This is a genomic window from Shewanella sp. Choline-02u-19, from assembly GCF_002836205.1.
Taxonomy (GTDB): Bacteria; Pseudomonadota; Gammaproteobacteria; order Enterobacterales; family Shewanellaceae; genus Shewanella.
In genome coordinates this window covers 2,614,492-2,629,736 of sequence record NZ_PJBE01000013.1, presented here as the reverse complement: position 1 = coordinate 2,629,736, position 15,245 = coordinate 2,614,492, and the positions used below count along the sequence as shown (strand labels likewise).

Here is a 15,245-nt window from a genome sequence, read left to right as displayed (position 1 = left end):
ACGAATATGCAGATCCGAGTTGGCCAGTTAGAGAGCGAACAAGTGCTGGTGCTGTTACAACAGCATCATCAAGATATGTTGTCGCACTCTCCTGCGGAGAGTGTGCATGCGCTGGATATTAGCGGCCTAGAAGCTGATAACGTCACTTTTTTTGGACTGTGGCAGGGTGAGTTGCTAGCTGGTATTGGGGCACTAAAAGAGCTTGATATGCAACATGGCGAGATCAAATCGATGCGCACCTCAGCTGACTTCTTAAGACAAGGCGTGGCGCATAAAATTTTGGCACATATTATTACCGAGGCTAGGCTACGTGGTTATCAACGCTTAAGCCTTGAAACCGGCTCAATGGCCGCCTTTGAGCCTGCTAAAAGGTTATATCAACAGTTTGGCTTTGAGCAATGTAAGCCGTTTAGTGATTACCAAGAGGATCCTTATAGCGACTTCATGTCTAAATCAATGATGAAGCCACTTGAACTATAATGTTCATGTTATAGAGCATCAGAGTAAGGGAATAAGTCACTCACTCTGAAGCTTTCAATATGCTCAATACCACATCATTCTTATCTGCTCACTCTTCATTTTTCTCTGAACTCATTCTTAACGCACTCTAACCTCATTCCTAAACAACTCCCAGTCGGTCTCGACTTGCCCTGGTTTAAATTTCTGGTTTTAGGTTCAGGAATAAGCAGTTCTGCCCAATAAACTGTTTATTACCATTTCCTCCAGAGAATTAAATTGCGCACATGCTAAACAAGTAAATTATGTAAGCGGCATTTTAGATCCCTGTTTAACCATGCTGAATTTAAATGATAATTAATATCATTAGTATGGGGTTTGTGGTGAGATGGAAAATGGGCAAGATGTTATGCAGTCGGGAAATAACACTAAAAAGAGTCTGCTTGGATAGATGCTCAATATTGCTATCAACTCGCGGTCTCGATGATTGAGACGCAATGGTCGACAGAGGAGGGGGATCGCCAACTGCTATTCGCCTGGATTGCGGGTAAGCATAACTTAGCCCATCTACACGAGCGTCAACAACAAAGTGAGATGGCATTGCACTTCTTAAAGAATGCCCACGAAAAAGTACGGCAGATGTCGTCTAACGACGCGTTATCTTATTTTTGGTTTAAAGGTGAGAATAACAACAGTGTCGGTATCGATGATATCGGCCCTGTTAAAGCGTCACAGCTTAAGAGTAAGGTGGTTTTAGTGTTGGGTTAATCTCGAGATCCCAAGAATAACCCGTTGCAACAATTAACTCTTTGGCACTTCATCCGCTTGAATTTGCCCTACCAATAGTACCGGCGCAGCATCAAGTTCATCAGCATTCATCATCGAGGCAATACGTTCTACTGACGATAGCAGTTGGCTTTGTTCCCACTGTTCAAGGTTTTGATAGCGAGTAATAAAGTGTTCTTGCAGTGGCTTTGGCGAGCGACTTAATAGTGTTTTTCCGGACTCACTTAATGATAAGTGAACTTTACGCTTATCGGTTTCACTACGGGTTCTAATGACCAACTCACGGCTTTCTAATCTATCGACTATGGTGGTTACCGTGGCAGGGCTTAGAGACACTTCTTTTGCTATCTCTTTTGCTAGTGGAGCCTCAAGTTGTTCAATATTTTGCATCACCATTAACTGCGGCCCGGTAAGACCTGACTGCTTATTTAATTGGCGTGAATGTATATCAATCGCACGGATCACTTGGCGCAGTGAAATCAATAACTGTTCATATTTTTCCATAATCTTTCCTACTGATATCCAACTGCATAGCCAACATAGCTAAAATTTATAAAAATGCGGAATAACGACGGAGCGTTATACCGCATTTTTATTCTATGGTGCAAGGTTATATCGAGTCAGAGACTAAAATGCGAACGTTCTTGCGACAGATAGCACAGCACGTGTATCGGCGGTATCGATGTTCATGCTGGTGTCTTCTACGGCTAGGTTAAAGTCGAAACCTTTCCAGCTCGTCATGTATTCAGCACGGTAGTGGTTATAAGCCTCATCACCATCCCATGCCCACTTGTTTTCATCCGTAGAAGTCGTGCGATCGAAGCTAACACGAATGTCATGACCTTCCGCTACAGTAAATGTGTGCGCAGCCATCATTACATAGCTACCGACATCAACACCAAAGTAATCCCATGTATACCAGAAGTTTAATTCTGACTGACCCAATGAAGAGCCGTAACCGAACTTAGTATAAACCTCTGGATACTGGTACTCGTCTGAGAAAGAGTCGCCATGGTAAGTATAGTAAGCAATACCAGCATCAAGAGACACGCTTTCACTTAGCTGATAGAACATGCCGCCGTAAAAATCTAGCTCTAACCATGTGTCATCGCCTGAGCCGTAATCAACGTTTGATGCCCAAGTTCCTACATACCAACCCGCATCAGCAGCGTAATCAAGACTTGCTTGTAAAGCAGGGCCATTATCTGTTTGGCTTACACCGTTAAAGGTGTAATCAGATGTTGCATTAATTGTTGAACTAACGCCTGCAAATGCGGTTGTTGGCAAGGCTAATAGCCCTACTAGTGCAAGATTTTTAATTGTAGTTTTCATCATTTCCCTTTTTTATTTTTAGTTAGCTAATTCAATTTTGCTAAAATCAATTTTGTTTTCTATTGGTGAATGTTCAATCGCGGCAACTTTCTTATATTTAGTTGTCATGATATAGCCGAAGCACGTCAATATTAGACCAATCGCTAAGGCGCCAACCCACTGAATTTCTAAGAAATTCAGTTGGAATAACAAGGTAAGGCTACTCATTAGAGCAACATTACCTATGATGTATTTGGTCTTGCCAAAGCGCTCAACGGTTAGGTTAAGGTTGTCGGTGTAAAGGCGGATCAAGGAGTCGAGTGAGTTCACTACAAAAGTGATGCCCACAAAGACCATGGCGAGGTTATAGAACCCTGTGGTGGCTATCTCATTGGCGCTGTAGTAATACAACACGGTAAACCACACTGCGATTGGCAGTGACGGGAACACCATCATCGCGATCAGGACTTGGTAAGTTCGCATACCGCCAACAAAGCGTGAGGTGAACTGGCCAATCATGATGCTCCAAGCAAACCACCAGAAAAGATAAAATTCATGGTAATCATTCAGTGGCAATACAAAGTGATGAATATTGCCAAAGTAGTCGCCAATTAATGCGAAGGTTGTAACAAACTCACCAATTCCGCTGCCGTCCGACATGAAAGCACCGGCCCACATTAGTGCGATCAAACCTAGAAATAACCAAGTACTGGCTAAGCTAAGAATGCGTACATAACGAATACTGGTGCTTGAGTAAACGGCGACCGCAATAATCACAAATACGATGAGATAGAAGCTACTGACAATGGTTTCGCCATCGCCCATCTCCGGCAGATACCAAGGTAAGTTGGTTAATAACAGGTATGCGGTAAAAGCACAGGTACCAATAATCACAATGTTGTTAATAAACTTGATCACAGGGATCTCAAAGTACTTCACTCTTGGTTCTATCACGCAAAAATAGAAACAAGTTAAAAAGTAAAATGCCCAGATGAGAAATGCCCAGAAGCCAAATTCAATGGCCAATGGATTGGTAAAGCCATATTCTGGACTGGCGCCTAAATCAGCGTAGCCGGCAAATTCGGTCAGTGGGAACATGATCAGTCCCACATCTAAGCCAGAGGTAAACAAAATCGCGATGAAGGTAAAGGTACGCACTGGTGTAACACCAACACATTTCACATTCCCCCAGCGATAAATGACAAAGGCGATGGCGGTAAAAGTAAATAATATCCCGATAGTAAGCCAAGTAGTCATTATTGGGCTCCCAACTTATTGTTAAGATAAAACATAGGTTTAAATCCTTTTCTTATTTTATATTTACCAACTTGCAGCAAATTTAGGCTGCAAAAATCCCTCAAGCCTTAACTGTCGCTTTAACGAAAGTTAAGGTTTGATAAATTAAACGTGGCGATTAAGACCATTTAGCCCTACTTGGCTTAGGCTGGTCAGTTGCCTATACCCAACTATTTGAAGATGCGGCATATCGATTGCCGAGCACCTTCAGGTCGCTGGTGACATCATTTGATTTGCCTATTGCACAAACAGGCAAATCAAACGCGCTATCTTGTTGGTGCCTTATTCCGCTGTTGCTGTTGCCAGTCATTAGCGGTAATAACAGCAGCACGACTTGGTGCAAGTGGTGCTTTACCCAAAATTAGATCGGCTGCGCGTTCCGCTAACATAATGGTGGGTGAGTTTAAGTTGCCGTTTGGAATGGTAGGAAATATTGAAGAATCAACCACTCTAAGGCTTTGTAGTCCGTGCACTCTCGTTTGCGAGTCTACGACTGCCATCGGATCTTCGCCCATTTTGCATGAACATGATGGATGGTAGGCGCTCTCAACTGAACTTCTTACAAAGCTGTCTATCTGTTCATCTGTTTCTACTGCAGTGCCAGGCTGGATCTCTTCGCCGCGATATTCATCTAACGCAGGTTGATTGATGATCTCGCGAGTGAGGCGTACACAAGCACGGAATCCTTCAATATCATCTTGATGCGATAGATAGTTAAACTGAATGCTCGGCGCGACATGAGCATCGCTTGATACCACTTTAACGCTGCCGCGACTCTTAGGTTTGTTATGGCCAATATGCACTTGGAAACCATGACCAGCAAAGGCTTCTTTACCGTCATAACGCATTGCTGCTGGTAAGAAGTGATACTGAAGATCTGGCCATTCAAGTCCCGCTTTAGAGCGAATAAAGCCGCAAGACTCAAAGTGATTGGTTGCGCCAAGGCCTGACTTATTCAATATCCAGCGAGTACCAATAAACAACTTGTTCAGTGGATCAATCTTGCCGTTAAGTGATATTGGCTTTAGGCACTTAAATTGGAAGTAAAACTCAAGATGATCTTGTAAGTTCTCACCTACACCCGGCAGTTCGTGTACTTGCTCGATACCTGCTTTAGCAAGCGTACTCGCGGCGCCAACACCAGACAGTTGCAGAATATGTGGTGAGCCAATCGAACCGGCTGATAACACTACTTCTTTATTGGCTTTAACTTCAAGATGCTTGCCTTTGCGCTCAAAATGAACACCGACCGCTTTTTTAGCTTCACCCGCTTTGGTTTCAAACAACACTTTGTGTACTAGCGCATGAGTGATAACGGTGAGGTTGTTACGCTTCATTGCGGGTCTTAGGTAAGCATTAGATGTTGACCAACGCACACCATTTTTAATGGTCATATGCATCGGGCCAAAGCCCTCTTGCTGCGCGCCGTTGTAGTCTGCGGTGGCTAAATATCCAGCATCTACCCCTGCATCCACAAAAGCTTGATACAGTGGGTTTTTCATATTGTTGCCGTTATTAACCGCTAATGGGCCATCAACGCCACGGTAATCATCCTCACCAAAAGACCAGCTTTCCGCTTTTTTGAAGTAAGGCAGGCAATGGGCGTAATCCCAATCTTTGGCACCTGTTTGCTGCCATTCATCGAAATCTCGTGCATGACCGCGCACATAAACCATGCCGTTGATTGATGATGAACCGCCCAACACTTTACCGCGTGGGCAATGCATACGGCGATTATCAAGATGTGGCTCAGCTTCCGTTTCAAACTGCCACGCATATTTAGCGGTATTCATCGGGATAGACAGCGCCGTTGGCATCTGGATAAAGATGCTCTTATCGCTGCCGCCGGTTTCAAGCAACAACACCTTGTTACTGGCGTCGGCCGATAAACGGTTGGCTAGCACGCAGCCTGCACTGCCAGCACCAACGATAATATAGTCGTATGTTTCGTTCATAGATTGAGTCATATCAGCGCCTTAAAATGGACTTTCAAGAGGCTGCATACCAACGTATACGGCTTTGATTTGGGTATAAGCTTTCAGTGTTTCACTGCCATTTTCACGGCCAACACCTGACATTTTATAACCGCCCACAGGCATTTCTGCTGGGGATGCACCATAAGCATTGATCCAGCAAATACCGGCCTGCATTTGATGAATGACACGATGAGCGCGGGTAATGTCTTGGGTAAATACGCCAGCGGCTAAGCCTAAGCGAGTGCCATTTGCGCGGCGAATCACTTCATCTTCATCGGTAAAAGGCAGCACTGACATCACTGGGCCAAAGATCTCTTCTTTACTTAATGTCATTTCATCGGTGCACTGACCAAAAATAGTCGGAGCAACAAAGTAACCGTTAGGGCTGTTTTCTGGGGTAAGTGCGTGGCCGCCGATGAGTAGCTCAGCACCTTCACTCTTACCTATCTCAATATAGCCAAGCACCTTTTCTTGATGGGCTTTTGAGATCAGCGCGCCAAAGTTGGTCTCAGGATCCATTGGGTCGCCACAAATGATGTTGTCTTTGGTACGTTGCAACAGTTTTTCGATAAAGCGAGGGTAGATCTCTTGCTGCACAAATACTCGAGTGCCATTCGTACAGATTTCACCTTGAGTGTAAAAGTTACCTAGCATGGCAGCAGAAACCGCATTGTCGATGTCTGCGTCATTGAAGATAATCAGCGGTGATTTACCACCGAGCTCCATGGTGACTTGTTTAAGTGAGCTTGCCGCGGCAGCCATTACTTTTTTACCGGTACCGACTTCACCAGTGAATGAGACTTTAGCAATCTGGTCATTATTCGTTAGCCAAGCACCGACACGGCCATCGCCTTGAACGACGTTAAATACGCCATCGGGTAAGCCCGCTTCAGTCAATATTTCGGCAAGTTTTAGTGCGCCACGTGGGGTTTCTTCTGATGGTTTAAAGATCATCACATTACCGCAAGCTAACGCTGGCGCCGCTTTCCAGCAAGCTATCTGTAGTGGGTAGTTCCATGCGCCAATACCGGCGCAAATGCCGAGAGGCTCGCGGCGAGTGTAATAAAAATCATCGCCAACGGTCTGTTGATTGCCTTCGATACTAGGGGCTAGTCCGGCAAAGAACTCAATAGAGTCTGCACCAGTCACAACATCAACCACAGAGGCTTCTTGCCATGGCTTACCTGTATCTTGTACTTCAATAGCAGCAAGCTCGTCATTTCGTTCTCGAAGCAGGGCAACTGCTTTTAACAAAATGCGACTGCGCTCTATCGCGGTCATCTTTGACCAAGTGTTAAAACCGGCTTGTGCGCTTTTAATGACGGCTTGTTGGATCTTCTCATCGGCGACTTCAACTAAGTAGCTCACTTCTCCATTGGCTGGATTAATGACTTCAAAGGTTTCGCCCGTTTCATTGGAGAGCGCCTGCCCGTGGACGTAATTTGGGTAAACAACTAATGACATCGATTTGCTCCGTACTGCATGATAACGGCCTCGATAAAGGCTTTACATAAAATTTGGGCCTGTTCGAACTCTTTCTCTGGTGAGTGACTCATTGCACTACGTAACCAAAAACCATCAATCATTGCTGCGGTTTGTTTGGCTGCAGTGATTGCCTTATCCTTGGGGAGTAGTTTTTTGAAAGAGAACAAAAGGTTGCTGTATAAACGTTGGCTGTTGATATGTTGCAATCTAGCAAGCCCTTGCTCGTGCATGGCTTGTGACCAAAAGCTCAACCAGGTTTTTGTTACCGGTCGTGAGCGTTGTAGTTCGGTAAAGTTGGTTTCTACAATCGCCTGCAGTCTTTCAAGAGGCGACAGTTGATTACCTGCTGTTCGACTCAATAAAGCTTGTTTAAGCTGATCGAGTAGATATTTTTGCGTCGCTTCTATTAAACCTTGTTTACCGCCGAAGTAGTGACTAATAAGCCCTGATGATAATCCTGCCAAACCACTGATGGTATTGATGGTGGTATGGTGCAAACCATGATGCTCAACAGAGACCAATGTGGCGTCTATGAGCTGTTGCTGTCGAACAGTTTTCATTGGTGGGCGCGGCATAAAAAACAAGATCCTGAAGACGATTATTGTGAGTCATTTTGGTAGTTCAATTGTTAATTGAACGTTCAATTAATAACAACTCTAATGGTTAGAGCTGTAACTATCAACCTTTATTAAAGTTTGGGACTTGCATCACAGATTTAATTTGATGATTTATGCTTGGAGGCTGATTGTTGCAAGTGATTGTTTAATAACAAACAAAATGAGAGTCTGATAATTATCCAAAACAGATAAATCAGCAGAAAATAAAGTTTGAGCAAAAATTAGTTTCAACCGTAATCTTTCGCTTTAGATGCTTGTTAGTCATTTATCGCTATTGTAGCTAAGTGGTCATTAACGGGCGCAAACTTACTATTCGACCGCCGTTATTAGCCCGCGATAACACCATTGTGATTTCGGGCATCTGCATTGGCATATTTAGCCCGAGTTACGTGACGGAGTTCACGCTTGCTTTGTCCTAGATTGAGACTTTGCAGGCGATATCCGCCGTAAACGAACTGAGTTGTTCTCTTTTTTGCGGAAGTTAGCGGCTCTATCACACTCAAGGTGGGGTTCTACTCGTATAATTTTTTAGTTCTATTCGTATATTAGTTATATTGAGTAAACTCTGCATATTGGTAGCAGGATGAGTCAACACTAACCGATAGTGGTTAAGTCGATGCTTAAGTAGCACGCTTAAGTAGCACGCTTAAGCTGCTAAATTTTCATTAATGCATTCTTTATCTTCTTTTAACCCTAAACAGGGAGCTAAAGAATGAAACGTAGCGACTAACAGGATGATAGATTCAATGGTAAAAAAAATAATTCTAGACACAGATCCGGGTATTGATGATGTTATGGCGATCCTGTTCGCTGAGGCGCATCCGGAGATTGAGCTCAAAGCCATCACCACAATATATGGCAATGTGACCATCAAAGGCGCGACGCATAATGCGCTTTATCTAAAGCAGAAATATGGCTTTGCAGCTGATGTGGCCGAAGGTACTGGTAAGCCGTTGGTTAGGCCTCCTGTTGGCCCTACTGTTGCCGTACATGGTGAAAGCGGTTTCGGTGATGTTCAAGTGCCAGCCGAGGTTGAAGCTGAGGCTGACGCTCGACCAGCCTATCAATACATTATCGATGCGGTAACGGCAGAGCCCAATGAGATCACTATTGTAGCAATTGGCCCGTTAACGAATTTGGCCTTAGCGCTGCAAGCTGAGCCTAATATTGTTAATTTGGTCAAAGAAGTGGTCATCATGGGCGGCGCATTCGGCGTTAACGATCACCGTGGCAATGTGACTCCTTATGCGGAGGCCAATATTCATGACGATCCCCATGCGGCCGATATCGTGTTCGGTGCTTCATGGCCGGTGGTTATTATTGGACTGGATGTTACCGAGCAAAGCTTCTTCACCGCGGATTATCTCGATAAACTGCGTGATGATGCTGGCGAAGTGGGACAGTTTATCTGGGATGTCAGTCGCTTCTACCTTAAATTTTATAAAGAGAAGGTCGGTTTGGATGCTTGTCATGTCCACGACCCTTCAGCGATTGCCTATGTGATTAAACCAGAGTTGTTTACGCTCAGAGAAGGACCTGTTCGAGTGATCACGGAAGGACCCGCTGAAGGCATGACGGTACAAAAATTTGATGGTCGAATTTACATGCATGACGAATGGGAAACCCAACCACCACAACGTGTGGGTGTTGCGGTTAACGATACTGAGTTGCTAGAAATTTACCGAAAGAGCATTATCGACTACAGCCACAAAAAGGCGTAATGGGTTCAATCTAAGGCGCCCGAATATAGGCGGTTGAATTGAAATGGCTTTTATTAAGAGGACTTTTATTTAAGCCTCTAATAAAGCCAAAGAACAAAAAAGCGTAGTGCTAAACACTACGCTTTTTTCTTGCAAGCCGTTTACTGTTTGCTAACGGTCGCTATAGCCGCGCAGCCACTAAGCTAGCATCTGGCATATTGGCAGCACCTTCACGCTCAACAGCCAAGGATGCGTACGCGTTGGCGTATTTTGCGGCATTGAACAGAGTTTCGCCTTTTACAATTTGAGCAACGAGAGCGCCGTTAAAGGCATCTCCAGCACCTGTGGTATCAGTCACAACACATTTAATGGCTGCCACCTCTTTGAACTGCTCGTTTTCATACACAAGAACACCTTGAGAGCCACGGGTGATCACCACAGTATTAACCCCCATCTGATTAATTTTTTCTGCCGCCAGTTTCGCACTGCTGAGATCGGTAACCTCGATCCCCGTCATTAAAGAGGCTTCGGTCTCATTGGGGGTAATCACATCGACATACTTTAATAATGAAGGCGTGTCCTCATGGTAAGGCGCCGGGTTGAGTACCACTCTAACGCCATGGGTATGCGCTATCTGCATCGATTGTCTGATGGCGTCGATATTATTTTCGAGTTGAGTCAAAAACAGATTAGCGCTAACGATATGTTGTTCAGCCTGTAAGATCTCTGCTGGTGTTATTTCGGTGTTAGCACCTGAATGCACCGCAATCATATTTTCGCCGCTTGTTTCACAGACATAAATAAGCGCATTGCCTGTTGGGGATTTTTCAGATTCGACAATGATTGTCTTATCTATTCCTGTTGCGGCGAGATGCTCTTTGGCAAAGTGGCTGAATTGATCTTTGCCTATTTTGGTCATGAAGGTGACATTGGCTCCAGCTTTAGCCGCAGCATAGGCTTGATTGGCTCCCTTGCCGCCAGCGCCAATATTGTTGCTTAGCGCATGCAGGGTTTCACCCGGTTGTGGAAAACGCTCCAACGTGGCGACGATGTCGACATTAAAGGAACCGAGTATAAAAATATTATTTTTCATGTTGTTGACCCTATTTTCCATGAGGTTCTGAGTCATAAGACCTGATAACGTTTTGCTGGCAGTTAACTGAGACAGTAATCTATCCAGACAATATTTATCGGCATCGAAATTAGCAGAAATTTGAACACCACCATGCGTCCTTATCACTTGCTGTTCATTTTCGAGCTGCACCAGATCACAACGAATGGTCTTTGGCGTCACCTGAAGTAACTTGGCGAGTTGTGCATTTGATAAGGTTTTATGTTCACTGAGCAGTTTTAAGATAACAGTCAGTCTTTCATTTCGGCTTAGTTTGTTCATAGGGTCGAATATACGCGCAGAGTATTGTTGAGGTTGTGATTAAGATAAAAGCTTAGCATGGTAAACGCACCAATTGGTTTGTTTTTTTAGGGAGGGTCCTAATATCCCTTTGGTGTAGTTTGCATATTTGCTACTCGGCCAGTAATTTAAACTATTAGAGATGCGGCCTTGCGGCCGAGAATGTCGTGGCGCTTCGCCCACCCCCGAGCTTTACAGCGATAGCAATCAAACTTCGTTTGATAAAGGTCGTGAGCTTCCAGCTCACACTCGGCCAAAAGGGGATCAACAGCAATCCCCTCTTGGATCACCCCTGCCGCCCCGACGAAGTTACATGCGTTGAGTACAGACCTCATACTTATTCGAAATAGCCTAACGCTTCCGATGGGACATCCTGTCCCGCGAAAGCTATGCCCACATCCGTGTGGGCATTACGGCTCTTTCTTCAACGTACTTCGGCAACTTCGATGGGGAATGAGTGTTTTCTGTTAGTTTTGTGCCACGTTGGTTTTTACGTTTTTAAATTAAGAACTCAAATGCTGAGAGTTTACGCTTTTATAACCCAGTGTAGATGCGGCTGAGGCCTTCGGTTTCAGGGATGAAACCGCAGAGCGGCCATGGATGGCGAAAAGCGTGCCTCAGTAGCGCCTGCACATGCGCTGACCGCAGGTCATTGGAACCACTAAAGATACGGCCTTACGGCCGAGGTGAGTCGTGGCGCTTCGCCCACACCCGAGCCAAGGGGCAAAGCGCTTGATTTCATAAGAGTCAATCCCTCAGCGCCCCGGCGAAATTGTCTTCCTTATGCTTATGGATAAATAGCTAACGCTTCCGATGGGGCATCTGATGTAAATGGACTTACGAATGTCGTGGTGGCATGGATGCCAAGGAACGACCTGCCCCGCGAAAGCTAGCCAGACATCAATGTTTGGACTTACGCGACTCTGGTTTATAAAGAGTTTCCAACGCATTTCGGCAACTTCGATGGGGAACTGGTTTTATTTGTTAGTAAAGAAGGTTGTCTTTAAATTTGTATTTTTAAATGTTGAAACACAAATGCTGAGAGTGTGCGCTTTTCTAATCCAGTGTAGATGCGGCTGAGGCCTTTGATGGCATGGATGCCATCGTTGAGCTTACATGGACGTACTTGCAGCGAGCCTCAGTTGCGTCTGCACATGCGCTGACCGCAGGTCATTGGAACCACTAAAGATACGGCCTTACGGCCGAGGTGAGTCGTGGCGCTTCGCCCACCCCCGAGCTTTACAGTGACAGCATTCAAACTTCGTTTGATAAAGGTCGTGAGCTTCCAGCTCACACTCGGCCAAGAGGGGATCAACAGCAATCCCCTCTTGGATCACCCGTGCCCCGCGAAAGCTAGCCAGACATCCATGTCTGGACTTACGCGATTTATTCCAACGCATTTCGGCAACTTCGATGGGGAATTGGTGTTTTCTATTCGTTATATGGAGTGGTTACTTTGGTGCTCTTAATTGAAAGCACAAGAGTCGGGGTCTTGAGCTTTCCAACCCAGTGTAGATGCGGCTGAGGCGTTCGAAAACAGGGACGTTTTCGTTGAGCTCACATGGACGTGCTTGCAGCGAGTCTCAGTTGCGCCTGCACATACCCTGACCGCAGGTCATTGGAGCCATTAGATATAACTGGGTACTCAGCATTGAATAATACACAAAGATCACTAGTGGTCACTAGAACTCGTAAACGAGTGGGCTCTTCTCCTGCCAAAACCATTTATATACAGGGTGGTGAGTGAGAAAATAAGTTTTTGCAACAATAGTTTAGCAATGATACCGTTGAACAAATTAAGCGTTTAGCTAAGTACGTTAGCGAGCTGCTAATGAATAAGTGTTAGCCGAATATCTGGCTAGGATAATTTCTAAATGGGCGTTAAAGAGTTTGTAGCTGAAACATTAAAGCAAGGAACCGATACTGTGAGTAGGGTTTGGTTTGCTGCGCCTCTACAGTTGAAATAATTCGTCTAATGATGTCAATTTAGTCCCTGATTGGGGCGTTATACATATGAGGAATACTGTGGAATCTAGTGACCTGTTAGCTTTGATACTTAGTGGTATTAGTGCTTTGTTTATCAGTGTGTACTACATGAACAAGAAGCAATCTGTTTGCTGTGAGTGTGACGAGGTGATAAGCCATAGAAAGCAAAACAGCTACTACCTTGAAAAAGGTGGTGAAAAGCTCGCTTTATGTAAGAAGTGTTATAACAGCTCTACAAAACAAGCAGCATTGAAAGCTCAACATTGCTCATGTTGCAGCAAAGGCTTTACTACTCGTATGAAAATTTCGGAGTGGCAAGGTGAATATCAATCATATTTCTTGTGCGTGAAATGTGACAAGCTCATGTCAAAGAAGGTAGAAAGAAGATTCTTATTCAACGAGTTACTTCATCCCGACTTTATTCAGTTGCATTCAAACTATGAAAACATAGAATCCATGGTTTCTAGTTCAGGCATTTCCCTAAGCACGCAAGAGGAGCTGAGTTCAGAGGCTTGGAATACTTTTATTGCAACTAACACTTCATTCCTTAGCTGGCACGAAATGAAAATATGTGCAGAAACCTTAATGCTTAAAAGGCAAAGTGATCGAATAGTCATGGATTTGCGAGAATAGGTGGAATGGGAGAAGGCTTTACTCGTTTATTCTTATTAGTCGTTGCTAACGCTGAGCTTCTCCCTCTCTTTGTCCAAAATGAGTTCTCTATAGCTCATTCTATAGCTCATTCTATAGCGCAAAAAAAGCGCTCCTTGCGGAGCGCCAATCACAAACTTAAATCTTAGAACTCAACGCTTAATCTTCGAAGGTATTGAGAATGCCGAGTGCGGCATCTCGTCCTTCGGCTATCGCGGTAACGACTAAATCAGAACCTCGGACCATATCGCCTCCAGCAAAGACTTTAGGGTTGCTGGTTTGGAATGGGTTGTCGGCGACTTTCGGCGCTTTGACTAAACCCCAGTCATTAAGCTCAATATCAAAATCAGCTAACCATTTTGCCGGGCTTGGTTGGAAACCAAAGGCGATAATGATGGCGTCAGCTTCAAGGACTTGTTCACTGCCCTCAATTGGCACTGGGCGACGGCGACCACTGGCATCGGGCTCACCGAGCTCGGTTTCAATGCACTCGATACCCACCACTTTGCCATCGACGGTTTTAATTTCACTGGGCTGGCGGTTAAACAAAAATTCAACGCCTTCTTCACGCGCATTTTTAACCTCACGGCGTGAACCTGGCATGTTTTCTTCATCACGGCGATAGGCACAAGTGACTGTCGTTGCCCCTTGTCGCACTGCGGTGCGGACACAATCCATTGCGGTATCACCACCACCGAGTACCACAACGCGCTTACCTTTAAGGCTTAGATAAGGGTTATCGATACACTCAGTGCCCATCACGTTATGGGTGTTACCGATAAGGTACGGCAGCGCTTGATGAACACCTTGGGCATCTTCACCCACAAGGTTAGCTTTCATCGCAGTATAGGTGCCCATGCCGAGGAAAACCGCGTCGTAGTTTTCAATCAACTCTTTAAAGTCGATATCTTTGCCGACAGTAACACCGAGCTTAAACTCGATGCCCATGCCCTCAAGCACGTTACGGCGAACTTGCATCACCTCTTTGTCGAGCTTGAACGAGGGAATGCCATAAGTGAGTAGGCCGCCAATCTGTACGTTTTTATCATAAACGATGGCTTGCACACCGTTACGGGCGAGTATGTCGGCGCAACCTAGTCCCGCAGGGCCCGCACCAATAATGGCGACGCGCTCTTTACGTGGAGTGACTTTTGACAAATCAGGGCGCCATCCCTGAGATATTGCGGTATCGGTAATGTACTTTTCTACATTACCGATTGTAACAGCTCCGAACTCTTCGTTAAGCGTACAGGCACCTTCACAAAGCCTATCTTGTGGGCAAACACGGCCACAAACCTCCGGTAGAGTATTGGTTTCGTGCACCAAGTCAGCCGCTTCCATAATACGGCCCTGTTTTGCTAACTCCAGCCAATTAGGAATGTAGTTATGCAGTGGGCATTTCCATTCACAATAGGGGTTACCGCAGTCGAGACAGCGGTCAGATTGCTCTACTACCTGTTGTTTAGCAAAAGGTTGATAAATCTCTATAAACTGCGTAGCACGTTGTTTGGCAGCGTGTTTAGTGGGGTCTTTACGCCCAACTTCAATAAACTGAAAATCATTGCTCATT

At 45.1% G+C, this 15,245-nt stretch carries 12 protein-coding genes; 4 read left to right on the top strand and 8 right to left on the bottom strand.

From position 1 onward, the window contains the following. Positions 1 to 6: 6 nt before the first annotated feature. Positions 7 to 480, top strand: coding sequence for a GNAT family N-acetyltransferase (locus CXF83_RS18105; RefSeq protein WP_101090547.1), 474 nt, complete (start codon positions 7 to 9; stop codon positions 478 to 480). Positions 481 to 939: 459 nt separating this feature from the next. After that, positions 940 to 1,224 (top strand): hypothetical protein, encoded by a 285-nt coding sequence (locus CXF83_RS18100; RefSeq protein WP_101090515.1) that lies wholly within the window; start codon positions 940 to 942, stop codon positions 1,222 to 1,224. Positions 1,225 to 1,257: 33 nt separating this feature from the next. Here CXF83_RS18100 and CXF83_RS18095 read toward each other — a convergent pair whose 3' ends face one another. The 6 genes from CXF83_RS18095 to betI form a co-directional block, all read right to left on the bottom strand. Continuing rightward, positions 1,258 to 1,746, bottom strand: a complete 489-nt coding sequence (locus CXF83_RS18095) for a MarR family winged helix-turn-helix transcriptional regulator (RefSeq protein WP_101090514.1) — start codon at positions 1,744 to 1,746, stop codon at positions 1,258 to 1,260. Positions 1,747 to 1,869: 123 nt separating this feature from the next. Further along, positions 1,870 to 2,574, bottom strand: coding sequence for a TorF family putative porin (locus CXF83_RS18090; protein ID WP_101090513.1), 705 nt, complete (start codon positions 2,572 to 2,574; stop codon positions 1,870 to 1,872). 18 nt (positions 2,575 to 2,592) lie between these two features. Next, entirely contained in the window at positions 2,593 to 3,810 is a 1,218-nt protein-coding gene (locus CXF83_RS18085) for a choline transporter (RefSeq protein ID WP_101090512.1), read from the bottom strand. 305 nt (positions 3,811 to 4,115) lie between these two features. Next, complete coding sequence (betA, locus tag CXF83_RS18080) at positions 4,116 to 5,816, bottom strand: choline dehydrogenase (protein ID WP_101090511.1); 1,701 nt, start codon at positions 5,814 to 5,816, stop codon at positions 4,116 to 4,118. Positions 5,817 to 5,825: 9 nt separating this feature from the next. Continuing rightward, complete coding sequence (betB, locus tag CXF83_RS18075; RefSeq protein WP_101090510.1) at positions 5,826 to 7,289, bottom strand: betaine-aldehyde dehydrogenase; 1,464 nt, start codon at positions 7,287 to 7,289, stop codon at positions 5,826 to 5,828. Beyond that, entirely contained in the window at positions 7,280 to 7,885 is a 606-nt protein-coding gene (gene betI / locus CXF83_RS18070) for a transcriptional regulator BetI (RefSeq protein ID WP_101090509.1), read from the bottom strand. The genes betB and betI overlap by 10 nt, the downstream gene beginning before the upstream one ends. Before the next feature lie 788 nt (positions 7,886 to 8,673). On the opposite strand from betI, the gene CXF83_RS18065 reads away from it, so the two are divergent. After that, entirely contained in the window at positions 8,674 to 9,648 is a 975-nt protein-coding gene (locus CXF83_RS18065) for a nucleoside hydrolase (RefSeq protein ID WP_101090508.1), read from the top strand. A gap of 160 nt (positions 9,649 to 9,808) precedes the next feature. Here the strand turns inward: CXF83_RS18065 and rbsK are convergent, their stop codons facing one another. Continuing rightward, positions 9,809 to 11,020 carry a ribokinase gene (gene rbsK / locus CXF83_RS18060; protein WP_101090507.1) on the bottom strand — a complete coding sequence of 404 codons (1,212 nt, stop codon included), beginning with the start codon at positions 11,018 to 11,020 and terminating at the stop codon, positions 9,809 to 9,811. A gap of 2,112 nt (positions 11,021 to 13,132) precedes the next feature. Here rbsK and CXF83_RS18050 point away from each other — a divergent pair. Then, positions 13,133 to 13,657: a hypothetical protein gene (locus tag CXF83_RS18050; protein ID WP_232775141.1), complete on the top strand. Its 525-nt coding sequence runs from the start codon at positions 13,133 to 13,135 to the stop codon at positions 13,655 to 13,657. Between the two features lie 177 nt (positions 13,658 to 13,834). On the opposite strand, the gene CXF83_RS18045 is transcribed toward CXF83_RS18050, so the two are convergent. Continuing rightward, positions 13,835 to 15,244: an FAD-dependent oxidoreductase gene (locus tag CXF83_RS18045; protein ID WP_101090504.1), complete on the bottom strand. Its 1,410-nt coding sequence runs from the start codon at positions 15,242 to 15,244 to the stop codon at positions 13,835 to 13,837. Between the last annotated feature and the right edge of the window lies 1 nt (position 15,245).